Source organism: Anoxybacillus sp. CHMUD, from assembly GCF_013096965.1.
In the GTDB taxonomy this organism is placed as follows: Bacteria; Bacillota; Bacilli; order Bacillales; family Anoxybacillaceae; genus Anoxybacillus; species Anoxybacillus kestanbolensis_A.
This window is the reverse complement of sequence record NZ_SDLG01000001.1, coordinates 57089-79876: the sequence shown is the minus strand read 5'-3', so window position 1 is coordinate 79876 and position 22788 is coordinate 57089. Positions and strand designations below refer to the sequence as shown.

The window sequence follows — 22788 nt, the reverse complement described above, 5'->3', positions numbered from 1 at the left end:
AAATTATTTGACTAATTTTGTGAAGGAAAAAGGATTTTTGTCTATTACGTCGAATTAAGCACGTATGTGACAAAAGATCATTGCTTTAGGGAGGAAGGATTTCGTGAGTACAATCAAAGTGTGCATTGTAGATGATAATCGTGAGTTAGTGCATTTGCTTGAAGAATACATTACAAGCCAAGGGGATATGGAAGTTATTGGCGTTGCATATAACGGACAAGATTGCTTGCAGTTGCTGCGCGATCGCGATCCTGATGTCCTCGTTCTTGACATTATTATGCCGCATTTAGACGGTTTGGCTGTATTAGAAAAGCTGCGCATGATTAAACAGCCATTACCGAACGTAATCATGCTCACGGCATTTGGGCAAGAAGATGTAACGAAAAAAGCAGTTGAACTTGGTGCTTCTTACTTCATTTTAAAACCGTTTGACATTGAGCATTTAGTCAATCAAATTCGCCACGTATGTGGCAAAAAACCAGCCGTATTCAAACGACCGCTTCTTGCGCCAATTCGTGACGGAAAACCGAAAAATTTAGACGCAAGCATTACGAGCATTATTCACGAAATTGGCGTTCCTGCGCACATTAAAGGATATTTATATTTGCGTGAAGCGATTGCGATGGTATACAACGATGTTGAATTGCTTGGATCAATTACAAAAGTGCTTTACCCAGACATTGCGAAAAAATACAATACGACAGCTAGTCGCGTTGAGCGAGCGATTCGTCATGCGATCGAAGTCGCGTGGAGTCGCGGTAATTTAGAATCCATTTCCTCTTTGTTTGGTCATACTGTCAGCATGTCGAAAGCGAAACCGACAAATTCCGAATTTATTGCGATGGTTGCTGATCGGCTAAGACTTGAACATAAAGCGAGCTAATAAAAATAAGGTAGTCGAACGGCTACCTTTTTTGTTGTTCCTTTTTTTCGATTTCAAGTAACTTTTGGATTAATATGTGCTGAGGCATGTGCATAATTTGTTCTAGTGGGACATTTAATACTTTTGCTAGCTTTTGGGCGGTTTCTAACGAAATTTGTAACGGTCGCATACATTTCACTCCTTTCATACGTTAAGTATAAAACATTTTTTAAGGTGGGAAAAGGATGACACATATTTTTGCTCATCGTGGATCAGCAGGAACGCATCCAGAAAATACGATGATTTCGTTTATGGAAGCGGCACGTGTGGAAGCGGACGGAATTGAACTTGATGTACAACTCTCGAGAGACGGTGTGGTTGTCGTCATTCATGATGAAACGGTCAATCGAACGACAGACGGAACAGGATGGGTAGGACAAATGACGTATCGGCAATTACGGAAATTAAATGCTAATTATAAATTTAAAAAATACGGCTTTTGTCCCATTCCATCGTTACAAGAAGTGCTTGAGTGGGCGAAAAACACGTCGTTACTCATCAATATTGAACTAAAAAACAACCTGATCCCTTATGAACGGTTAGAAGAAAAAGTGATTGAACTCGTTGAACGATACGATTTAGCATCGCGTGTCATTTTTTCCTCGTTCAACCACGAAAGTATGGCAACATGTCACCAATTGGATCCCCATATTGAAACAGCGCTACTATATATGGAAAAGTTGCATCGGCCGTGGAGCTACGCTCATACGTTACAGGCGCTAGCGCTTCATCCGTATCACCCAACTGTAAATCGATCGTTTGTTGAAGCGGCTCACGCTCATCATTTGCTCGTCCGTCCTTTTACGATCAATAAAGAAGAGTTGATGAAAACGATGTTTCAATATGAAGTAGATGGTATATTTACCGATTTTCCAGAAAAAGCGCAAAACGTACGCGAAGAAACGCTTCGATCACTCTGAATCGAAGCGTTTCTTTTTTTGGAAGCGTGGTTGCACTTTATTTCGTTTTCGATCGCGATGCAAAATAAATCCTGCAATAAAGCCAAGACCAACAAGAAAACAAAATAAGCCAAGCAAAAACTGGACAATAAGTGAAGGAATAGGTGCGTGTAAAATACCGAATATTGTATCACGCATCCATTTAATTCCCAATGCTGCTATAAATCCGGGAATAAGTAAAATAAGTAGGGCGATCATTCGTTGCATAAAACAAAACCCTTTCCGTTTGTTCTGTTTTCATCATAAATGTTTTTGATGGTTTGTCAAGAAGAGAAAAACAATGTATGATGAAAGCGTCTGCAAAAAATTGCAAACGAATAGGTGATGGGAATGAAAAAAGTATTAATTGTCGGGGCAGGCAAAGGTGGAAGTGCGCTATTAAAAATGTTTCATGAAACAAAACTGATGGATGTTGTGGCGATTGTCGATCGAAACGACGATGCGCCAGGGATAAAGGCTGCGCGTGACATGGGTATTCAAACGAGCAACCATTGGCGTGATGTGTTAACGGACGACATCGACATCATTGTTGAAGTCACAGGAGACGACGAAGTGTTTACTACGTTGCGTAAAGCAAGCGCTGCGCATACGGTCGTCATTCCGGGTGATATTGCCTATATTATTGCACAACTTGTCGAAGAAAAAGAACAACTTATTGCTACGTTAAAAACAGCGACAACAAAGCACGATTTGATTTTTAACTCCACACATGATGGAATGATTGTTATTGATGAACGTGGTTTTGTAACGCATATGAATCCAAGTGCAGAGAAGATGATTGGAAAAAGGAAAAAGGAAGTTATAGGATCACATATTTTGCATGTCATTCCAGCTAGCGGATTGCCACGCGTATTACAGACAAGAGAAGTCGAGTTGAATCAAGAATTGTTATTAGAAAACGGAAAAAAAATGATTACGACACGTATTCCGTTAATCGATGAAAACGGCAAATTGTTTGGCGCTTTTGCGGTATTTAAAGATATTACAGAAGTTGTCCATTTGGCAGAAGAAGTAACAAATTTAAAAGAAATTCGCACGATGTTAGAAGCCATTATTCATTCTTCTGAAGAAGCGATCTCCGTTGTTGATGAATATGGCAATGGTATTTTAATTAACCCAGCGTATACAAAGCTAACAGGCTTATCAGAAGAAGAAGTGATCGGAAAACCGGCGACAGCGGATATTTCAGAAGGGGAAAGCATGCATATGAAAGTGTTAAAAACGCGACGACCAGTAAGAGGTGCGCGCATGAAAGTCGGACCGAAAAAGCGAGATGTCGTCGTGAATGTAGCCCCCATTATCGTTGATGGGGTATTAAAAGGGAGCGTCGGTGTCATTCATGATGTATCTGAAATTGAACAGTTGACCTCTGAGTTACAGCGCGCTCGTCAAATTATTCGTACGCTAGAGGCGAAATATTCATTTGATGACATCGTTGGCACGTCTGAGGAAATGATGTTAGCGATTGAACAAGCGAAATTGGCAGCGAAAACACCAGCAACCATTTTGCTTCGTGGCGAATCCGGGACAGGAAAAGAATTGTTTGCACATGCTATTCATAATGCGAGTGATCGAAAATATCACAAATTCGTTCGCGTCAATTGCGCTGCCATTTCTGAGTCACTACTTGAAAGCGAATTGTTTGGTTATGAGGAAGGGGCGTTTTCTGGTGCAAGACGCGGAGGAAAAAAGGGACTATTTGAAGAGGCAAACAACGGAAGCATTTTTTTAGATGAGATTGGCGAGTTATCCGCTAATATGCAAGCCAAACTATTACGGGTGCTGCAAGAAAAAGAAATTGTGCGCGTCGGTGGCACAAAGCCGATTCCGATTAATGTACGTGTCATTGCAGCAACAAATGTTCACCTCGAAAAAGCGATTGCCGATGGGACTTTTCGTGAAGACTTATACTATCGGTTAAATCGCATGCCGATTTACATCCCACCGCTACGTGCTCGAAAGCAAGATATTCCAGCTTTATGTGAACGACTCATACAAAAACTAAATCAAGACTATGGACGTAATGTGGAAGGGATTACAGATGATGCGCTCGCATATTTACTCTCTTACGATTGGCCAGGCAATGTGCGTGAGTTAGAAAACGTATTAGGGCGCGCCATGATTTTTATGAAATATAACGAAGTCATCATTGAGCGTAAACATATTTCATTGTTGCATAAGCCGAAGGAGCAAGAACATGTTTCATCACACGAATCATCGGCTGTGCACAAACCGTTAGCGGTGCTTGTGGAACAATATGAAGCCAAAGTGATTGAACGTGTTTTGCAATCATGTCAAGGGAATAAAACGGCAGCTGCCAAACAGCTTGGCATTTCTATTCGAAATTTATATTACAAACTTGAAAAGTATGGACTTGATAAAAAAAGCATGCAATAATGTTCATAGTATGCAAAAATCTGCAATAAAAAATAAATAAAAGTAAAGCGTTTTCAATCAAAAAGAAGTTGGCACACTTTTTGCAAGAATAAAAGGTGACGAAAAAACAAAGGGGTTGAGCAGATGAGATGAAGCTACAATCGTTGGTCACCAAAGCAACCCAATTTCCTGAAGCAACGGTAGCTGTTGCGGCAGCAGAAGACGAAGAAGTGTTAAAAGCGGTCGCACAAGCGCTACAAGCAGGATTCGGGCGATTTATCTTATATGGCGATGAATCCGTTTTATCACGCCTCGTTGCTGAACACGTCCAAGATGTCGGTCACGACGCTATCCGCATCGTTCACGCTTCGACAAACGAAGAAGCAGCCCATATGGCTGTGAAAGCGGTGCATGAAAAGGAAGCAAGTGTCTTGATGAAAGGGAACGTACCGACAGCAACGATTTTAAAGGCGGTGCTAAATAAAGAATATGGACTTCGTACAGGCCGTGTTTTATCGCATGTTGCTGTATTTGATGTGCCGCATTATGAACGTCCTATTCTTGTTACTGACGCAGCGATGAATATCGCACCTGATTTACAACAAAAAGCAGAAATTATTATGAACGCAGTACAAGTGGCAAAAGCAATTGGCATCCATACGCCGAAAGTTGCACCACTCGCCGCTGTTGAAGTTGTCAATCCAGCGATGCCGGCAACGATTGATGCAGCCGCATTGTCCCTTATGAATCAACGAGGACAGTTGAAAGATTGCATCGTCGATGGACCGCTCGCTTTAGATAACGCCATTTCCGTTGAATCAGCGCAACATAAAGGCATTCAAAGTTCGGTAGCAGGACATGCGGATATTTTAGTTGTGCCGAACATTGAAACGGGAAATGTGCTATATAAATCGCTCGTGTACTTTGCCCGCGCGCAAGTAGGGGCGATTATTGCTGGCGCGAAAGCACCCATCGTATTAACATCTCGCGCGGATTCAGCAGAAAGTAAATTATACTCGCTAGCACTAGCTATTTGTGCAACGAACAAACAACAAGGGGGAACGAAAGATGGAGATTTTTAAATATATGGAACAATACGACTATGAGCAATTAGTATTTTGCCAAGATAAAGAATCAGGATTAAAAGCGATCATTGCGATTCACGATACAACGCTTGGACCAGCGTTAGGCGGTACGCGCATGTGGATGTATGAATCAGAAGATGCAGCCATTGAAGATGCGCTTCGTTTAGCGCGTGGGATGACATACAAAAACGCAGCAGCTGGATTAAATCTTGGCGGTGGAAAAGCGGTTATCATTGGGGATCCGCGTAAAGATAAAAACGAAGCGATGTTCCGTGCGTTCGGTCGCTTCATTCAAGGGTTAAATGGCCGTTATATTACAGCGGAAGACGTTGGTACAACGGTTGCTGATATGGACATTATTTACGAAGAAACGGATTATGTGACAGGTATTTCACCAGCGTTCGGTTCATCTGGAAATCCTTCTCCGGTTACTGCATACGGCGTGTATCGCGGTATGAAAGCAGCGGCAAAAGAAGCATTTGGTAGCGATTCGCTTGAAGGAAAAGTGATCGCGGTACAAGGTGTTGGTAATGTTGCTTACAATTTATGCCGTCATCTTCATGAAGAAGGAGCGAAGCTGATCGTTACAGACATTAATAAAGAGGCAGTGCAACGCGTTGTTGAAGAATTTGGGGCGCAAGCGGTAGACCCGAACGATATTTATAGTGTGCAATGCGACATTTTTGCTCCATGTGCGCTTGGAGGAATTATTAACGACCAAACAATTCCGCAATTGAAAGCAAAAGTTATTGCTGGTGCTGCGAACAATCAATTGCGTGAAGCAAGACACGGAGACATCATTCATGAAATGGGTATCGTTTATGCGCCAGACTACGTCATTAACGCGGGTGGCGTCATTAACGTAGCGGATGAGTTATATGGATACAACCGCGAACGTGCGATGAAAAAAGTTGAACAAATTTATAACAATATTGAAAAAGTCATCGAAATTGCGAAACGTGACGGCATTCCAACATACCAAGCAGCCGACCGTTTAGCTGAAGAACGCATTGCGAAAATGCGTCAATCACGTAGCCAATTTTTACAAAACGGTCAACACATTTTAAGCCGTCGCCGTACGCGCTAAAAATATGCAATGAAGCGAGGACGTATGTTCTCGCTTCGTCGATGATAAAAATGGAGGGTTACACATTGCAGGAACATTCATTTCGCATCTTAGTCATTAATCCGGGATCGACGTCAACGAAAATTGGCGTCTTTGATAACGAGCGCTCCATTTTAGAAAAAACGATTCGTCATGATACAGAAGCGTTACGAGCGTATAAAAAAATTATTGACCAATACGAATTTCGCAAACAAACGATTTTAGAAACGCTTGACCATGAAGGAATTAATATTTCTAAGCTCGACGCAGTATGCGGACGCGGTGGCTTACTCCGTCCGATTGAAGGTGGCACATATGCTGTCAATGAGGCGATGCTACAAGATTTAAAGCTTGGCTATTCCGGTCAGCACGCTTCGAATCTCGGTGGAATTTTAGCGCATGAAATTGCTTCAGCATTAAACATTCCAGCGTTTATCGTCGATCCAGTCGTTGTAGATGAACTTGACCCGATTGCTCGCGTTTCTGGATTTTCATTAATTGAGCGTCGAAGCATTTTCCACGCGTTAAATCAAAAAGCAGTAGCGCGTCGTGTTGCTAAACAAATGGGAAAAACATATGAGGAAGTCAATTTCATCGTCGCGCATATGGGCGGGGGTATTACAGTTGGTGCACATCAACGCGGACGCGTTATTGATGTCAACAACGGATTGGACGGAGAAGGTCCGTTTAGCCCTGAACGTGCCGGTACTGTGCCAGCGGGTGATCTCGTTTCTCTCTGTTTCTCTGGTGAATATTATCGTGAGGAAATTATGCGCATGCTCGTTGGTGGCGGGGGGCTCGTTGGCTATTTAGGGACGAACGATGCGGTGAAAGTCGAAAAAATGATTGAAAATGGCGACGAAAAGGCGAAGCTCATTTACAGTGCGATGGCGTATCAAGTAGCGAAAGAAATTGGAGCTGCAAGCGCAGTATTATCAGGAAAAGTTGATGCCATTATTTTAACGGGCGGTTTAGCATACGGAAAACAGTTTGTGAAAGAAATTGCGGATCGCGTACAATGGATTGCCGATGTTATCGTGCAACCAGGAGAGAATGAACTGCAGGCGCTTGCTGAAGGGGCGCTTCGCGTATTGCGCGGAGAAGAAGAAGCGAAACAATATCCACAAGCGGTCAAAACAACGGTTTAAGGGGATGAAACGATGGCAAAAGAATACGATGTAGTCATACTTGGGGGCGGAACGGGCGGATATGTCGCTGCGATTCGCGCTGCTCAGCTCGGTTTAAAAACAGCAGTTGTAGAAAAAGGAAAGCTTGGTGGAACGTGTTTGCATGCGGGATGCATTCCGAGCAAAGCGTTGTTACGAAGTGCGGAAGTATATGCCCAGACGAAAGAAAGCGAAACGTTTGGTGTACTTGCTAGCGAGGTGCGTTTAGATTTTGCTAAAGTGCAAGCGCGCAAGCAAGCGATCATTGAGCAGTTGCATAAAGGCATTCACATGTTAATGAAAAAAGGGAAAATCGATGTGTATGAAGGGACAGGACGCATTTTAGGCCCATCGATTTTTTCACCGATGCCAGGAACGATTTCAGTTGAGATGAATGATGGAACGGAAAATGAAATGCTTGTGCCGAAGTATGTTGTTATTGCAACAGGTTCCCGTCCACGTACGTTGCCTGGCTTAACCATTGACGGTCAATTCGTTATGACGTCAGATGAAGCATTGCGTATGGAGACGTTGCCATCTTCGATCATTATTGTCGGTGGTGGCGTCATCGGCATCGAATGGGCATCGATGTTGAATGACTTTGGCGTGGATGTTACAGTCATTGAATATGCAGATCGTATTTTGCCAACAGAAGATCGCGATGTCTCCAAAGAAATTGAAAAAATATTAAAACAACGTGGTGTACGCATCGTTACAAAAGCAAAAGTATTGCCTGACACACTCGTTGTTGAACATGGTGTAACTATTCAAGCCGAAATAAACGGAAAAAATGAAACGTTCACAGCTGAAAAAATACTCGTTTCCGTTGGACGTCAAGCGAACGTTGAAGGCATTGGGTTAGAAAATACTGACATTGTCATTGAAAAAGGCTTTATTCAAACGAATGAATACTATCAAACAAAAGAAAAACATATTTACGCCATTGGGGATGTGATCGGTGGCTTACAGCTTGCTCATGTCGCTTCACATGAAGGGATTATTGCGATTGAGCATCTTGCTGGAAAAGAAGTTCATCCGCTTGATTATGCGATGGTGCCAAAATGTATTTATAGTCGTCCGGAGGCAGCAAGTGTAGGTTTGACAGAAGAAGAGGCGAAGGCAAAAGGATATGACGTGAAAGTCGGCAAATTCCCTTTCAAAGCGATTGGAAAAGCGCTTGTATACGGAGAAGCTGAAGGGTTTGTAAAAATTGTTGCTGATGCAAAAACAGACGATTTGCTCGGCGTGCATATGGTTGGTCCGCACGTCACAGATATGATTTCCGAAGCTGGATTAGCACGTGTGCTTGATGCGACACCGTGGGAAATTGCTCACACAATTCATCCGCATCCGACGCTGTCAGAGGCGATGATGGAAGCAGCGCTTGCTGTTGATGGAAAAGCGATTCATTTTTAAAGGAGGAATGAATGATGCGTCATAAACAACTCGGTTTGAGTGATGAAACCGTTTTACAAATGTATGAAACGATGGTGTTAGCACGTAAAATTGACGAACGGATGTGGTTATTAAACCGCGCAGGTAAAATTCCATTCGTCATCTCTTGTCAAGGACAAGAAGCGGCGCAAGTAGGAGCGGCATTCGCTTTGGATCGTACGAAAGATTATGTGTTGCCATATTATCGCGATATGGGTGTCGTATTAACGTTTGGTATGACGCCGACAGAATTGATGCTTTCGGCATTTGCAAAAGCGGAAGATCCAAACTCTGGCGGTCGCCAAATGCCAGGGCATTTCGGGAAAAAGAAAAACCGCATCGTCACAGGTTCCTCTCCAGTTACAACACAAGTACCACATGCTGTTGGGATCGCTTTAGCAGCGAAAATGGAGAAAAAAGATTTCGTATCGTTCGTTACATTTGGGGAAGGGTCTTCGAACCAAGGTGACTTCCATGAAGGGGCTAACTTTGCAGGCGTTCATAAGCTGCCGGTCATTTTTATGTGCGAAAACAATAAATATGCGATCTCTGTTCCAATTGAAAAACAATTAGCATGCGAAAAAGTGTCAGATCGTGCCATCGGCTATGGCATGCCAGGGTATACAGTGGATGGTACAGATCCGCTTGAAGTATATCGCGTTGTCAAAGAAGCAGCCGATCGTGCGCGCCGTGGTGAAGGACCAACATTAATTGAAACGGTTGCTTATCGCTTAACAGCGCATTCGTCGGATGATGACGATCGTGCATATCGTACGCCAGAAGAAATTGCAGAGGCAAAGTCAAAAGATCCAATTTATTTATTTGCAAACTACTTAAAAGAAGTAGGCGTATTAACAGATGAGTTGGAAAAAGAAATTCTCGATCGCGTCATGAAACAAGTGAACGAAGCAACAGACTACGCAGAAAAAGCACCATATGCACAACCAGAACATGCGTTGAAATACGTATACGCAGAGGAGGAATAAACATGCCTGTCATTTCATATATCGATGCCGTTACGATGGCGATTCGCGAAGAAATGGAACGTGACCCACGCGTATTCGTACTTGGGGAAGATGTCGGAAAAAAAGGAGGCGTATTTAAAGCGACGCAAGGACTGTATGATCAATTTGGCGAAGAGCGTGTCATCGATACGCCGCTTGCGGAATCTGCAATCGTTGGTGTCGGCATTGGCGCAGCTATGTACGGATTGCGTCCAATTGCAGAAATTCAATTCGCGGATTTTATTATGCCTGCTGTAAACCAAATTATTTCTGAAGCTGCGCGCATTCGTTATCGCTCTAATAACGATTGGAACTGTCCGATTGTCATTCGTGCCCCATATGGCGGTGGAGTCCATGGAGCGTTATATCATTCGCAATCGGTCGAAGCGATTTTTGCAAATCAGCCGGGATTAAAAATTGTTATGCCATCTACACCATACGACGTAAAAGGATTATTAAAAGCGGCCATTCGTGACGAAGACCCTGTGCTATTTTTTGAACATAAGCGAGCGTATCGTCTCATTAAAGGAGAAGTACCAACGGATGATTATGTATTACCGATTGGTAAAGCGGATGTAAAACGTGAAGGAGAAGATATTACAGTTATTACGTACGGTTTATGTGTTCATTTCGCATTACAAGCTGCTGAAAAATTAGCGCAAGAAGGCATTTCTGCACACATTTTAGATTTGCGTACTGTATATCCGCTCGATAAAGAAGCGATCATTGAAGCAGCAAGCAAAACAGGAAAAGTATTGCTTGTGACAGAAGACAATAAAGAGGGAAGCGTCATGAGCGAAGTCGCTGCCATTATTGCAGAACATTGTTTATTTGATTTAGATGCTCCAATTATGCGACTTGCTGGTCCAGACGTTCCAGCGATGCCATATGCGCCAACGATGGAAAAATTCTTTATGGTCAACCCAGATAAAGTCGAAAAGGCAATGCGCGAATTGGCGCAGTTTTAAGGAGGAGTTACGATGGCGATTGAGAAAATTACAATGCCACAGCTTGGTGAAAGTGTAACGGAAGGAACGATTAGTCAATGGCTCGTATCGGTTGGCGATCGCGTCAATAAATACGACCCACTTGCCGAAGTGATGACAGATAAAGTAAACGCGGAAATCCCATCTTCATTTGCTGGTGTCATTAAAGAAATTATCGCAAAAGAAGGGGAAACATTGCCTGTTGGTGCTGTCATTTGTACGATTGAAGTAGAAGGAGAAGGCACAGAAACGGCGGAAACGAAACGAGAAGAAGCACCGAAAGCGGAAGCGCCGGCAGTGTCAGCACAAGCAGCAACGCCGAAAAAACCAGCGGGAGAAAAAGGCCGCTATTCTCCAGCCGTTCTTCGCCTTGCCCAAGAGCACAACATCGACCTTGAACAAGTACAAGGAACAGGCATGGGCGGACGCATTACGCGCAAAGACTTGTTGAAATTAATTGAATCCGGCAACATCCCAACGCCAAGTCAAGCGTCAACAGCTCCGGTTCAAGTGCAAGCGTCTGTGCAATCGGTGCAAGAAGCACTAAAAGCGGAAGCTCCTGTTGCGGCAGCACCAAAACAAGCCGCCGCGCCTAACGTACCGGTTCAACCGGGCGACATCGAAATTCCTGTCACACCAGTGCGTAAAGCCATTGCGACAAACATGCTTCGCAGTAAACATGAAGCACCGCACGCATGGACGATGGTTGAAGTCGATGTGACGAACTTAGTCGCTTATCGCGATTCGATTAAAGACGAATTTAAAAAGCGCGAAGGGTTTAACTTAACGTATTTTGCGTTTTTTGTAAAAGCAGTCGCGCAAGCGTTAAAAGAATTCCCACAAATGAACTCGATGTGGGCAGGAGACAAAATTGTTCAAAAGAAAGATATTAACATTTCAATTGCTGTAGCGACAGATGACGCACTTTTTGTCCCAGTTATTAAACATGCGGATGAAAAATCGATTAAAGGGATTGCACGTGAGATTGCGGAATTAGCCGCAAAAGTGCGCGCAGGCAAGCTCCGTCCGGAAGATATGCAAGGTGGTACGTTTACGGTTAACAATACAGGTTCGTTTGGCTCCGTTCAATCCATGGGAATCATCAACTATCCACAAGCGGCGATTTTACAAGTGGAATCGATCGTGAAACGACCTGTTGTAAAAGACGGCATGATTGCTGTTCGCGATATGGTTAACCTTTGCTTATCGCTAGATCATCGCGTGCTCGATGGCTTAATTTGCGGCCGCTTTTTAGCGCGTGTGAAAGACATTTTAGAACATGTGACAAAAGAAAACACACCAATTTACTAATGAGGATGAGGAGGGTAACGAGCTGTTATCCTCTTCTTCTTATTATGATTTCTCTTTTCTTCCTTTCATCTATGTACTACAATAAAAAATGTAACGAATATTTTCAAAAATATGAAAAGAAAGCGCTTTAACAACAAAGGGGACGGGGTGTTACGATGAAACAAATATCGTTTCCAATTCCAAGCTATGACGAATGGAAACAAGAAGTGGAGAAATCGTTAAAAGGAAAACCGTTTGATCGATTATATGCCACAACATACGAACAAATTCAATTAAAACCGATTTACACACGCGCTGATTTAGAGGGATTGCCTATCGAACAATATCCAGGTTTTCCTTCATATGTGCGCGGAACAGAAGTAGAAGGGTATATAAAAAAATCGTGGGAAGTCAGTCAACAGTGCAGGGCTTCGACACCTGAACGATGGAACGAGCTCATTCAAAAGCAGTTAGAACGCGGACAAACGGAAATTCACGTTGTGCTACCCAAGTTAGGCTTTTTTATCGAAACGATCGAACAAATCAAAACGATGTTTTCTAACGTTTCTTTAGCCAATTACTCACTTCGTATCGATACGGGCGTAAGTCCTTTACCCTTTTTTCCTCTTTTTGTGACATACCTTGAGGAAAATGGACAGTCACTTCATGAGGTGCATGGAACGATCGGAATGGATCCGCTTGGCACTCTTACGGTAGCAGGAGAGCTCCCGCTTCCGCTTGCTACTTTATATGACGTGATGGCCGATGTGACAAAATGGGCGAAAACACATATGCCACACGTGAAAACGATAACGATACATGCCGACCCATATCATAACGGTGGAGGGCATGTCATTCAACAGCTAGCGTTTGCTTTTGCGACAGCGGTAGAGTATATAAATGAATGTCTCGAACGAGGGTTGACGATTGATGACATAGCAAAACGTATTGATTTTTCTTTTCCAGTCGGTTCACATTTCTTCATGGAAATTGCGAAGCTGCGTGCTGCGCGGCTCATTTGGACAAACATTGTGCAAGCGTACGGTGGAAGCGAACAGGCGCAAAAACTATCCATTCATGCGCGCACATCGTATTTTACGAAAACGATATATGACCCATATGTAAATATGCTTCGCGCAACGACAGAAGCGTTCGCAGCAATCGTCGGTGGGGCAAATAGCCTTCATGTTTCCCCGTTTAACGAACCGTTTGCAACTGAAGATGAATTTGCAGCGCGCATCGCTAGAAACACACAACTTATTTTGTTAGAAGAAGCCCATATCGGAAAAGTGATCGATCCAGCTGGCGGATCGTATTATGTAGAAACGTTGACAGCACAAATAGCAGAAGAAGCTTGGAAATTATTTCAACAGATCGAAGCGCAAGGCGGGATGACAAAAGCACTTCAATGTGGATTTGTGCAAAAAGAAATTGAAAACATAGCAAAACAACGTGAACAATATGTGAAAGCAAGAAAAGAAAAAATTGTTGGAACGAACGTGTATGCTAACATAGCTGAAGGGCTGGCGCCAAAGCATGTACACGCCTCTCATGGAAATCATAATATATATGTAAACGTAAAAACAATGGAAGAAGCCCTTTCGCTTGCTAAACGTCGAGCGTTCGCTCAACATGTTATACGTGAAGAAGAATGTTCGGCGATTACCGTGACACCGATCCGCCAATGGCGTCTTTCCGAGCCGTTTGAGCGGCTTCGCCAAGCTTCTGAACGTCATATGGAAACAAACGGACAACGTCCAACGGTGCATCTTGTCAATCTCGGTTCGATTTCAAAACATAAAACACGCGCTGATTTTATCACAGGCTTTTTTGAAGCGGGTGGGTTTACGGTTGTAAAAAACGATGGGTATATGACGACAGAGGAAGCTGTGAACGGCATACTTGAAACAAACGGTATACATTATATTATTTGCGGAACGGATGATGATTATATACATGCAGTCCCAGCCATTACCCATCAAGTGAAAAAAGAAAAAAGCGATATTCGCATATATGTGGCAGGTAAGCCAGCACCAGACGTGGAGGCAGCGTTTATACATGCGGGCGTGGACGGATTTATTCATCTCGGTTCCAATTGTTACGATACACTGTTGGCGTTTATGAAAGACATGGGGGTGAACGTGAATGGGGAAAATTAATTTTGCCAATCGACCGTTGCAATATGGAAAACAAGTCGATGAACGAGCATGGAAACAAGCCGTTGAACAAAAAGTGCAAGCAACATTAGATGAGCTTGTCTTCCAAACAAACGAACAAATTACGCTTAAACCACTATATACAAAAAAAGATATTGAAGGCTTTGACTTTCTTGACTATATGCCGGGTATTCCACCATATTTACGCGGACCGTACCCATCCATGTACGTCAATCGTCCATGGACGATCCGTCAATACGCTGGTTTTTCTACTGCAGAGGAAAGCAATGCGTTTTATCGCCGCAATTTAGCGATGGGACAAAAGGGCTTGTCTGTTGCGTTTGACCTTGCTACCCACCGTGGTTACGATTCAGACCATCCGCGCGTTGTTGGCGATGTCGGCAAAGCAGGGGTCGCTATCGATTCCGTCCTCGATATGAAGACGTTATTTGATGGCATTCCGCTTGATCAAATGTCGGTATCGATGACGATGAACGGTGCAGTATTGCCAATTATGGCGTTTTACATCGTAACAGCTGAAGAACAAGGGGTAAAGCAAGAGCAGTTATCTGGCACGATCCAAAACGACATTTTAAAAGAATATATGGTGCGTAATACGTACATTTATCCCCCAGATATGTCTATGCGCATCATCGCCGACATTTTTGCGTATACGTCAAAACATATGCCGAAATTCAACAGCATCAGCATTTCAGGTTATCATATGCAAGAAGCAGGAGCACCAGCGGATATTGAACTCGCTTATACACTTGCTGACGGATTAGAGTACGTGCGCACAGGTTTAAAAGCAGGCATTGACATTGATTCATTTGCTCCACGCCTATCGTTTTTCTGGGCAATCGGCATGAACTATTTTATGGAAGTAGCGAAAATGCGGGCAGCGCGCCTCATTTGGGCAAAAATGATGAAGACGTTTCATCCGAAAAATCCAAAATCGCTTGCTCTTCGTACACATTCGCAAACATCAGGATGGAGCTTAACGGAACAAGATCCGTTTAACAACGTCGTACGGACATGTTTAGAAGCGCATGCTGCAGCGATGGGACATACGCAGTCGCTTCATACGAATGCACTTGATGAGGCGATTGCATTGCCGACTGACTTTTCCGCCCGCATCGCGCGCAATACACAGCTTTATTTACAAGAAGAAACAGGCATTTGCCAAGTCATTGACCCATGGGCAGGCTCGTATTATGTGGAAACATTAACGAACGAATTAATGAAGCGTGCGTGGGCACACATCGAAGAAATCGAAAATCTTGGTGGGATGGCGAAAGCGATTGAAACAGGGTTACCAAAAATGCGCATCGAGGAAGCAGCAGCAAGACGGCAAGCCAAAATTGATTCTGGTGCGGAGACGATTATCGGTGTGAATAAATATCGTCCAGAAAAAGAAGAGCCGATCGATATTTTAGAAGTCGATAATACGGCTGTGCGCATGCGACAAATCGAAAAATTAAAACAGTTGCGTGCGTCTCGGGATGAAGCGCGCGTGCAACAAACGTTGCAAGCGATTACGAAAGCGGCAGAAACAGGCGAAGGGAACTTGCTCGAGTTAGCGGTTGAAGCCGCGCGCGCTCGTGCGACGTTAGGTGAAATTTCAGACGCCATTGAAAAAGTGGCAGGTAGACATAAAGCGGTCATTCGTTCCGTTAGCGGTGTATATAGCGCAGAGTTTACGAACGAAGAAGAAATTGTACGTGTGAAAAAAATGACGGACGAATTTTACGAGTTAGAAGGAAGGAGACCGCGCATTTTGATTGCAAAAATGGGACAAGATGGACACGACCGCGGAGCAAAAGTGATCGCCACCGCATTTGCGGATTTAGGTTTTGACGTTGATATCGGTCCGCTCTTTCAAACACCAGAAGAGACAGCGCGGCAAGCGGTTGAAAACGATGTTCACGTCGTTGGGATGAGCTCGCTCGCTGCTGGACATAAAACGTTACTGCCACAGCTTGTGGAAGAGTTACGCAAACTAGGGCGAGAAGATATTATTGTTGTCGTTGGTGGCGTCATCCCACCACAAGATTACGAATTTTTATATGAACATGGTGCAGCGGCTATTTTTGGACCAGGTACGATCATCCCGGTCGCAGCTCAAAAAGTGTTGCACGAAATTTATCGACGACTCGGTTACGAGGAAGTGAGCGAATGAGTGAGGAGCGAACATCTCGACCAGAATGGGTGGATGACCACAATATGTTTGCAACGTCGTACGTGAAAGGAAACGATCGTGTTCAGCCGACAAAAGAAAGACGATGGGTAAAAAGAAAAGAGCTTTCGATTGAAGAATATGTCGCAGGTGTATTAAATAATAATCGCACCATTTTAGCACAAGCGATTACACTTATTGAAAGCAATGCAGCAAAACATACAGAAAAGGCACAGCGCATATTGCATGAGCTCCTTCCTTATGTAGGGCGTTCGGTTCGCATTGGCATTACTGGTGTTCCAGGTGCAGGCAAAAGTACATTCATTGAAGCATTCGGACAATTTTTATGCGATAAAGGTCATCGGGTTGCGGTATTAGCGATCGATCCGAGCAGCTCGCTCACAGGTGGAAGCATTCTTGGCGATAAAACGCGCATGGAATATTTAGCTCGTCATCCGCGTGCGTTTATTCGTCCTTCTCCATCGGGTGGCACGCTCGGGGGAGTGCATCGGAAAACACGTGAGACGATGCTGCTTTGTGAAGCAGCGGGATATGATATTATTCTCGTGGAAACGGTCGGTGTTGGTCAAAGTGAAGTGGCAGTACGCGGCATGGTTGATTTTTTTCTATTGCTTGCGCTAACAGGCGCTGGTGATGAACTGCAAGGAATGAAAAAGGGGATGATGGAACTCGTCGATGCGATCGTTATTAATAAAGCAGACGGGGATAATAAACAGAAAGCAGAGTTGGCGAAAGAAGAATATAATCAAATTTTACATTATTTACGCCATGCCACGAAAGGATGGGAGACGAAAGCATATACTTGTTCTTCTCTCTATAAAGAAGGAATTGAACAAATTTGGGACGTGATCGAGCGCTTCGTCCGAACGACAAAACAATCGGGTGTATTTGAGGAGAGAAGAAGAGAACAGATGAAAGATTGGTTGCATGCGATGATTAAAGATTATTTACACATCCGCTTTTTTCATCATCCGGCTGTACAGCAACAATTGCCGAACATTGAACAACAGGTGATGGAAGGAAAACAGCCGGTCACAATGGCCGCACAGCAATTGATTCGCTTATACGAACAAACGTAAAGGTGTCCGTTATGGGCACCTTTTATTGTTGAATATGTTATAATGAGGGCGGAGTGTGATATATATGTTGAAAATTGGATACAGAACAACGAAAACAGCTATTGGAACAGCAGCTGCAATTGCTATTGCTCAGTCGTTGCACCTTGAGAATTTCGCTTCCGCTGGTATCATTACGCTGCTTTGTATCCAAGTGACGAAAAAAAAGTCGTTACAAACAGCGCGTGCTCGCTTGATCGCATGTTTAATCGGATTGCTGTTTTCGTTTTTGTTTTTTGAAGGACTTGGTTATCATCCGCTCTCCATTGCTTTATTGCTTTTATTTTTTATTCCAACGACCGTCTCATGGAAAGTGACTGAAGGAATTGCGACGAGTGCAGTTATTATTTTGCACGTATATATGGCTAAAGCGATGACGTGGCAACTTTTATATAATGAACTAATGCTCATTGTTATTGGCATTGGCATCGCACTGCTTGTGAATATGTACATGCCAAGTGTCGAAAAAGATTTAAAAGAGTATCAACGCATTGTAGAAGATTTATTCCGTATCATTTTTAAAGAAATTGTCCATTATTTACGTACGAATGAAAGCTTATGGGACGGAAAAGAAATTGCGTTAGTGGGCGATACGTTAAAGCAGGCGAAGGCGCTTGCGTTGCAAAATATCGAAAATCATTTTTTACGCAATGAAGATTATTATTATCGATATTTTCGTATGCGTGAACGACAATTTGAAATTATTGAACGCATGCTGCCGCTCATCAGCTCGATGACGTACACAGTTGAGCAACGAAATATGATTGCCGATTTTATTGATGAATTAAGCGATGCGATTCACCCGGGAAATACAGCAGACCGTTTTATTCGACAACTTGAGGAGATGAAAAAACAGTTCCAACAAATGCCTTTGCCAAAAACGCGCGAGGAATTTGAAGAGCGAGCTGCTCTTTTGCATTTTGTAAAAGAGATGGAGCAATATTTAATCATTAAAAGTCAGTTATAACGGTATGATCGCTCTTTTTTGGTGCACAATAATGAAAAAAGGGTGAGATCATGCCGCTTTTGTTTGCTTTCTTTCTTTTTCTTTCACCGCTTTGGCCGCTTGGAGATAATCCGCGCGTGGGCGATCCGATGATTATTGTCAATAAACAAACGAACCAACTTGCTTTTATTCGCCATGGGAAAATTGAACGCATATATCGAGTGGCGACAGGAAAAACGAATGTACTCACGCCAGAAGGGATATTTACGGTAACTGTTAAGGCAGTAAATCCTTATTATCGGAAAAAAAACATTCCAGGAGGAGCACCGAACAACCCGCTTGGTACGAGATGGATCGGATTTGATGCACGTGGAACGGACGGTCGAACGTACGGCATTCATGGAACGAATCGACCCGAATCGATTGGACGTTATATAACAGAAGGATGCGTACGCATGCATAATCGCGATGTCGAAGCGCTATATCCGAACGTGCCATTAGGAACGAAAGTAGCGATCGTAAAAACGAACGAATCATTTTATCAGCTCGGGAAAAAGTACGGGGCGCTTAAATAGAACAAGCTGGCCGAATACGGTCAGCTTGTTCTATATCCACATGCTTAATCCAGCAAGCAAAGATGTTAACAGCATCGAACCGAGCATTAAATAAACAACAATTTTTTGCACTTTTTTTGAATGCATCATCTTCACCTCTTCTTCCTATTGTACAAACATGCTGTTCGGCAAACAAGCAGGAAAAATGCAAAAAAAGAAGGAAAAAAGAAAAAAGGTGTCGAAATACATACACGGTTTGCAGCCGAGAACAACAAAGGGGTTGGGGTAATGGAAGTAAAAAAAGTCGATCATATTGGTATTGCTGTGAAATCATTAGATGAGGCGCTTCCGTTTTATACGGATACGCTCGGCTTATCGTGCGTTGGCATTGAAACGGTCGAATCAGAGCAGGTGAGGGTAGCATTTTTAAAAGTCGGCGATGTAAAAATTGAATTGCTTGAGCCGCTTTCTGAACATAGTCCAATTGCTTCTTTTATTGAAAAAAGAGGCGAAGGGATTCATCATGTCGCGCTTGGCGTAGATGATATTGAACTGCGCATTCAGGAGTTAAAAAATAATGGTGTTCGTATGATTCATGAGCAACCGAAACGCGGTGCAGGCGGTGCACGGATCGCTTTTATGCATCCGAAATCAGCGCACGGCGTGTTGTATGAGCTTTGTGAACGGGGCGGTGGGCAATGATGGATATGTACGATAAAATTAACGAGTTATATGACCGCCGACGCGAAATTGAATTAGGTGGCGGTGACGATAAAATTGCTAAACAACATGAAAAAGGGAAATTAACAGCGAGGGAGCGTATTGATCTTTTATTGGATGAAGGGACGTTCGTCGAGTTAAACCCGTTTATTGAACATCGTTGCACCGATTTTGGATTAGCAGGAAAAAAAGGTCCGGGTGACGGAGTTGTCACAGGATACGGGAAAATCGACGGTCGAACAGTGTTCGTATTTTCACAAGATTTTACTGTATTCGGTGGCGCGCTTGGGGAAATGCACGCGAAAAAAATTGCGAATATTATGGACTTAGCGGCAAAAACAGGTGTACCAATCATTGGTTTAAATGATTCCGGTGGTGCACGCATTCAAGAAGGAGTATTGTCCCTCGATGGCTACGGCCATATTTTTTACCGTAATTCCATCTATTCTGGCGTCATTCCGCAAATTTCTGTTATTATGGGTCCATGTGCAGGAGGGGCTGTCTATTCACCAGCCATTACCGATTTTGTTTTTATGGTCGAAAAAACGAGCCAAATGTTTATTACTGGACCGAAAGTGATTGAAACGGTGACAGGAGAAAAAATTAGTGCGGAAGATTTAGGTGGTGCCCGCGTTCATAATACAATTAGCGGAAACGCTCATTTTTCAGGAGCGACAGAAGAAGACGTGCTTGCCCAAGTACGACGGCTGTTAAGCTATTTGCCAGCAAACTGCCAAGAAAAGCCACCGATCAAGCCTGTTGCCAATGAAGATGACTACCGTCCTGATTTAGCGGATGCGATTCCAATTGACGCGGTCAGACCGTACGATGTGCGCAACGTTGTGCTACAAGTCGTTGATGAAGGATCGTTTATGGAAGTGCAAAAAGATTTTGCGAAAAACATTGTCATTGGCTTTGCTCGCATCAAAGGAAAAGTTGTCGGGCTTGTATGCAACCAACCGAAGTTTATGGCGGGAGGACTAGATATTGACTCATCGGATAAAGCAGCCCGCTTTATTCGTTTTTGCGACTCGTTTAACATTCCGATTATTACGTTTGAAGACGTGACAGGCTTTTTCCCGGGAGTCAAACAAGAGCATGGGGGTATCATTCGCCATGGGGCGAAAATTTTATATGCGTATTCGGAAGCGACCGTGCCGAAAATAACGGTCATTTTACGGAAAGCATACGGTGGGGCATATGTTGCATTAAACAGTAAATCGATCGGAGCGGATGTCGTATACGCATGGCCAAATGCAGAAATTGCTGTTATGGGACCACAGGGGGCAGCGAACATTATTTTTGCAGGCGAAATCGAAAATAGCCCGAATCCAGAAGAAACAAGAGCGCAAAAAATTGAAGAATATCGCGATAAATTCGCCAACCCTTATGTTGCAGCGAAATACGGCATGGTTGATGATGTTATCGACCCACGTGACACGAGAATCAAGCTTATTCAAGCACTCGACATGCTTCGTCATAAGCAGGAAGAACGCCCGAAAAAGAAACATGGGAATATTCCGTTGTAAGTATATACCGCCAGTTGTTTGGCGGTATATGTTTTTCGAAAAATAATCGTACGATTTCGCAAACGATGTAAAAATCCGTTATACTTAAAGATGAGTACATACATAGGAGGAAGTATGATGGTCAATAAGCAGCGTCTAGTTGAAGAATTTTTAGAACTTGTACAAATTGATTCGGAAACGAAATATGAGCGCAACATTGCAAATGTGTTGAAAGCGAAATTTGAAGCGCTCGGTTTACACGTCATTGAGGATGATACGACAGCACAAACAGGGCATGGAGCAGGAAATTTAATTTGCACATTGCCTGCGACAAAGGAAGGGGTCGATCCGATTTACTTTACATCCCATATGGATACGGTTGTGCCAGGAAAAGGGGTCAAGCCGTCGATTCAAGATGGATATATTGTGACAGATGGGACAACGATTTTAGGAGCGGACGATAAAGCAGGGCTTGCCGCGATGTTCGAAGCGATTCGCATTTTAAAGGAAAAACAAATCGCGCATGGGACGATTCAATTTATTATTACTGTCGGTGAAGAATCGGGGCTCGTTGGAGCGAAGGCGCTCGATCCATCGCTCATTCAAGCGAAATTTGGATATGCGTTAGATAGTGATGGAAAAGTCGGACAAATTATCGTTGCTGCTCCGACGCAAGCAAAGTTGAAAGTGACTGTTCACGGAAAGACGGCTCATGCGGGTGTCGCTCCAGAGCGTGGTGTATCAGCCATTACGATCGCCGCAAAAGCAATTGCGCAAATGCCGCTTGGGCGCATTGACGAAGAAACAACCGCAAACATCGGCCGTTTTGAAGGGGGAACACAAACGAACATCGTATGTGATCGCGTGGACATTTTAGCTGAGGCACGTTCCCTTGTGCCAGAAAAAATGGAAGCACAAGTCGCAAAAATGAAAGAAGCGTTTGAGCGTGTAGCAGAACAAATGGGTGGTCGTGCAGATGTTCATGTGGAAGTGATGTATCCAGGATTTAAATTTGGCGACGGAGATCATGTTGTTGAAGTGGCAAAACGAGCGGCTGAAAAAATTGGTCGTCCACATGAGTTGTTGCGCAGCGGCGGCGGTAGCGATGCGAACGTCATTGCAGGATTCGGCATTCCAACGGTCAATTTAGCGATCGGTTATGAAGATATTCACACAACAAATGAACGAATGCCAATTGAAGAACTTGTTAAAACAACGGAAATGGTCATTGCGATTATTGAGGAAGTGGCTGCAAGGGGGTGAAA

General features: G+C 43.5%; 21 protein-coding genes. 18 read left to right on the top strand and 3 right to left on the bottom strand.

Translation table 11 applies throughout. From position 1 onward, the window contains the following. Positions 1–103 precede the first annotated feature (103 nt). On the top strand, positions 104–883 hold the full coding sequence (spo0A, locus tag ETB99_RS00415) for a sporulation transcription factor Spo0A (protein WP_077428727.1): 780 nt from the start codon (positions 104–106) through the stop codon (positions 881–883). Positions 884–905: 22 nt separating this feature from the next. Here the strand turns inward: spo0A and ETB99_RS00410 are convergent, their stop codons facing one another. After that, positions 906–1052, bottom strand: a complete 147-nt coding sequence (locus ETB99_RS00410) for a YycC family protein (protein WP_171699660.1) — start codon at positions 1050–1052, stop codon at positions 906–908. A gap of 55 nt (positions 1053–1107) precedes the next feature. Here ETB99_RS00410 and ETB99_RS00405 point away from each other — a divergent pair, with 55 nt between their 5' ends. Beyond that, positions 1108–1842, top strand: coding sequence for a glycerophosphodiester phosphodiesterase (locus tag ETB99_RS00405; protein ID WP_171699659.1), 735 nt, complete (start codon positions 1108–1110; stop codon positions 1840–1842). On the opposite strand, the gene ETB99_RS00400 is transcribed toward ETB99_RS00405, so the two are convergent. Further along, the gene (locus ETB99_RS00400; protein ID WP_012574608.1) at positions 1834–2088 is read right to left on the bottom strand and encodes a DUF2627 domain-containing protein; all 255 of its coding nucleotides are present in this window, start codon (positions 2086–2088) and stop codon (positions 1834–1836) included. The two genes, ETB99_RS00405 and ETB99_RS00400, sit on opposite strands and share 9 nt — an antisense overlap. Positions 2089–2211: 123 nt before the next feature. Here ETB99_RS00400 and ETB99_RS00395 point away from each other — a divergent pair, with 123 nt between their 5' ends. From ETB99_RS00395 to ETB99_RS00335, 13 genes are all read left to right on the top strand, one after another. Next, complete coding sequence (locus ETB99_RS00395; protein ID WP_171699658.1) at positions 2212–4278, top strand: sigma 54-interacting transcriptional regulator; 2067 nt, start codon at positions 2212–2214, stop codon at positions 4276–4278. Between the two features lie 128 nt (positions 4279–4406). Next, positions 4407–5339 carry a phosphate butyryltransferase gene (gene yqiS, locus ETB99_RS00390; RefSeq protein ID WP_171699657.1) on the top strand — a complete coding sequence of 311 codons (933 nt, stop codon included), beginning with the start codon at positions 4407–4409 and terminating at the stop codon, positions 5337–5339. Beyond that, positions 5326–6429 carry a branched-chain amino acid dehydrogenase gene (gene bcd, locus ETB99_RS00385; RefSeq protein ID WP_012574611.1) on the top strand — a complete coding sequence of 368 codons (1104 nt, stop codon included), beginning with the start codon at positions 5326–5328 and terminating at the stop codon, positions 6427–6429. Before yqiS ends, bcd begins: the two co-directional genes overlap by 14 nt. Positions 6430–6494: 65 nt before the next feature. Next, on the top strand, positions 6495–7595 hold the full coding sequence (buk, locus tag ETB99_RS00380; protein ID WP_171699656.1) for a butyrate kinase: 1101 nt from the start codon (positions 6495–6497) through the stop codon (positions 7593–7595). Positions 7596–7607: 12 nt separating this feature from the next. Continuing rightward, positions 7608–9029 (top strand): dihydrolipoyl dehydrogenase, encoded by a 1422-nt coding sequence (lpdA, locus tag ETB99_RS00375; protein WP_171699655.1) that lies wholly within the window; start codon positions 7608–7610, stop codon positions 9027–9029. A gap of 11 nt (positions 9030–9040) precedes the next feature. Next, a complete protein-coding gene (locus ETB99_RS00370) occupies positions 9041–10033 on the top strand; it encodes a thiamine pyrophosphate-dependent dehydrogenase E1 component subunit alpha (RefSeq protein ID WP_006318044.1) in 993 nt (330 codons plus the stop codon). A 2-nt stretch (positions 10034–10035) separates the two neighbouring features. Further along, complete coding sequence (locus ETB99_RS00365; RefSeq protein WP_003394199.1) at positions 10036–11019, top strand: alpha-ketoacid dehydrogenase subunit beta; 984 nt, start codon at positions 10036–10038, stop codon at positions 11017–11019. A 12-nt stretch (positions 11020–11031) separates the two neighbouring features. Continuing rightward, a complete protein-coding gene (locus tag ETB99_RS00360; RefSeq protein ID WP_171699654.1) occupies positions 11032–12348 on the top strand; it encodes a dihydrolipoamide acetyltransferase family protein in 1317 nt (438 codons plus the stop codon). Between the two features lie 155 nt (positions 12349–12503). Continuing rightward, positions 12504–14486 carry a methylmalonyl-CoA mutase family protein gene (locus ETB99_RS00355; protein ID WP_171699653.1) on the top strand — a complete coding sequence of 661 codons (1983 nt, stop codon included), beginning with the start codon at positions 12504–12506 and terminating at the stop codon, positions 14484–14486. Continuing rightward, positions 14473–16662, top strand: a complete 2190-nt coding sequence (scpA, locus tag ETB99_RS00350) for a methylmalonyl-CoA mutase (RefSeq protein WP_129000509.1) — start codon at positions 14473–14475, stop codon at positions 16660–16662. Before ETB99_RS00355 ends, scpA begins: the two co-directional genes overlap by 14 nt. Beyond that, positions 16659–17759 (top strand): methylmalonyl Co-A mutase-associated GTPase MeaB, encoded by a 1101-nt coding sequence (gene meaB, locus ETB99_RS00345; protein WP_077428718.1) that lies wholly within the window; start codon positions 16659–16661, stop codon positions 17757–17759. Before scpA ends, meaB begins: the two co-directional genes overlap by 4 nt. Before the next feature lie 64 nt (positions 17760–17823). After that, the gene (locus ETB99_RS00340) at positions 17824–18762 is read left to right on the top strand and encodes an aromatic acid exporter family protein (RefSeq protein WP_171699652.1); all 939 of its coding nucleotides are present in this window, start codon (positions 17824–17826) and stop codon (positions 18760–18762) included. Positions 18763–18812: 50 nt separating this feature from the next. Beyond that, positions 18813–19316 (top strand): L,D-transpeptidase, encoded by a 504-nt coding sequence (locus ETB99_RS00335; RefSeq protein ID WP_171699651.1) that lies wholly within the window; start codon positions 18813–18815, stop codon positions 19314–19316. Positions 19317–19346: 30 nt separating this feature from the next. Here the strand turns inward: ETB99_RS00335 and prli42 are convergent, their stop codons facing one another. After that, positions 19347–19442, bottom strand: coding sequence for a stressosome-associated protein Prli42 (prli42, locus tag ETB99_RS00330; protein WP_009373849.1), 96 nt, complete (start codon positions 19440–19442; stop codon positions 19347–19349). A gap of 141 nt (positions 19443–19583) precedes the next feature. Between prli42 and mce the strand changes: the two genes are divergently transcribed. The 3 genes from mce (at position 19584) to ETB99_RS00315 (ending at position 22786) form a co-directional block, all read left to right on the top strand. Then, positions 19584–19997, top strand: coding sequence for a methylmalonyl-CoA epimerase (mce, locus tag ETB99_RS00325; protein WP_077428716.1), 414 nt, complete (start codon positions 19584–19586; stop codon positions 19995–19997). Continuing rightward, positions 19994–21544, top strand: a complete 1551-nt coding sequence (locus tag ETB99_RS00320) for an acyl-CoA carboxylase subunit beta (protein ID WP_171699650.1) — start codon at positions 19994–19996, stop codon at positions 21542–21544. Before mce ends, ETB99_RS00320 begins: the two co-directional genes overlap by 4 nt. A 117-nt stretch (positions 21545–21661) precedes the next feature. Then, entirely contained in the window at positions 21662–22786 is a 1125-nt protein-coding gene (locus ETB99_RS00315) for a M20/M25/M40 family metallo-hydrolase (protein ID WP_171699649.1), read from the top strand. Positions 22787–22788: the final 2 nt, after the last annotated feature.

What these genes read in the sequence shown, in the direction of transcription:
- ETB99_RS00410 (WP_171699660.1), bottom strand. Translation starts at nt 1,052, where the DNA reads ATGCGACCGTTACAAATTTCGTTAGAAACCGCCCAAAAGCTAGCAAAA.
- ETB99_RS00405 (WP_171699659.1), top strand. Translation starts at nt 1,108, where the DNA reads ATGACACATATTTTTGCTCATCGTGGATCAGCAGGAACGCATCCAGAA.
- ETB99_RS00400 (WP_012574608.1), bottom strand. Translation starts at nt 2,088, where the DNA reads ATGCAACGAATGATCGCCCTACTTATTTTACTTATTCCCGGATTTATA.
- ETB99_RS00395 (WP_171699658.1), top strand. Translation starts at nt 2,212, where the DNA reads ATGAAAAAAGTATTAATTGTCGGGGCAGGCAAAGGTGGAAGTGCGCTA.
- yqiS (WP_171699657.1), top strand. Translation starts at nt 4,407, where the DNA reads ATGAAGCTACAATCGTTGGTCACCAAAGCAACCCAATTTCCTGAAGCA.
- bcd (WP_012574611.1), top strand. Translation starts at nt 5,326, where the DNA reads ATGGAGATTTTTAAATATATGGAACAATACGACTATGAGCAATTAGTA.
- lpdA (WP_171699655.1), top strand. Translation starts at nt 7,608, where the DNA reads ATGGCAAAAGAATACGATGTAGTCATACTTGGGGGCGGAACGGGCGGA.
- ETB99_RS00370 (WP_006318044.1), top strand. Translation starts at nt 9,041, where the DNA reads ATGATGCGTCATAAACAACTCGGTTTGAGTGATGAAACCGTTTTACAA.
- ETB99_RS00365 (WP_003394199.1), top strand. Translation starts at nt 10,036, where the DNA reads ATGCCTGTCATTTCATATATCGATGCCGTTACGATGGCGATTCGCGAA.
- ETB99_RS00360 (WP_171699654.1), top strand. Translation starts at nt 11,032, where the DNA reads ATGGCGATTGAGAAAATTACAATGCCACAGCTTGGTGAAAGTGTAACG.
- ETB99_RS00355 (WP_171699653.1), top strand. Translation starts at nt 12,504, where the DNA reads ATGAAACAAATATCGTTTCCAATTCCAAGCTATGACGAATGGAAACAA.
- scpA (WP_129000509.1), top strand. Translation starts at nt 14,473, where the DNA reads ATGGGGAAAATTAATTTTGCCAATCGACCGTTGCAATATGGAAAACAA.
- meaB (WP_077428718.1), top strand. Translation starts at nt 16,659, where the DNA reads ATGAGTGAGGAGCGAACATCTCGACCAGAATGGGTGGATGACCACAAT.
- ETB99_RS00340 (WP_171699652.1), top strand. Translation starts at nt 17,824, where the DNA reads ATGTTGAAAATTGGATACAGAACAACGAAAACAGCTATTGGAACAGCA.
- ETB99_RS00335 (WP_171699651.1), top strand. Translation starts at nt 18,813, where the DNA reads ATGCCGCTTTTGTTTGCTTTCTTTCTTTTTCTTTCACCGCTTTGGCCG.
- prli42 (WP_009373849.1), bottom strand. Translation starts at nt 19,442, where the DNA reads ATGCATTCAAAAAAAGTGCAAAAAATTGTTGTTTATTTAATGCTCGGT.
- mce (WP_077428716.1), top strand. Translation starts at nt 19,584, where the DNA reads ATGGAAGTAAAAAAAGTCGATCATATTGGTATTGCTGTGAAATCATTA.
- ETB99_RS00320 (WP_171699650.1), top strand. Translation starts at nt 19,994, where the DNA reads ATGATGGATATGTACGATAAAATTAACGAGTTATATGACCGCCGACGC.
- ETB99_RS00315 (WP_171699649.1), top strand. Translation starts at nt 21,662, where the DNA reads ATGGTCAATAAGCAGCGTCTAGTTGAAGAATTTTTAGAACTTGTACAA.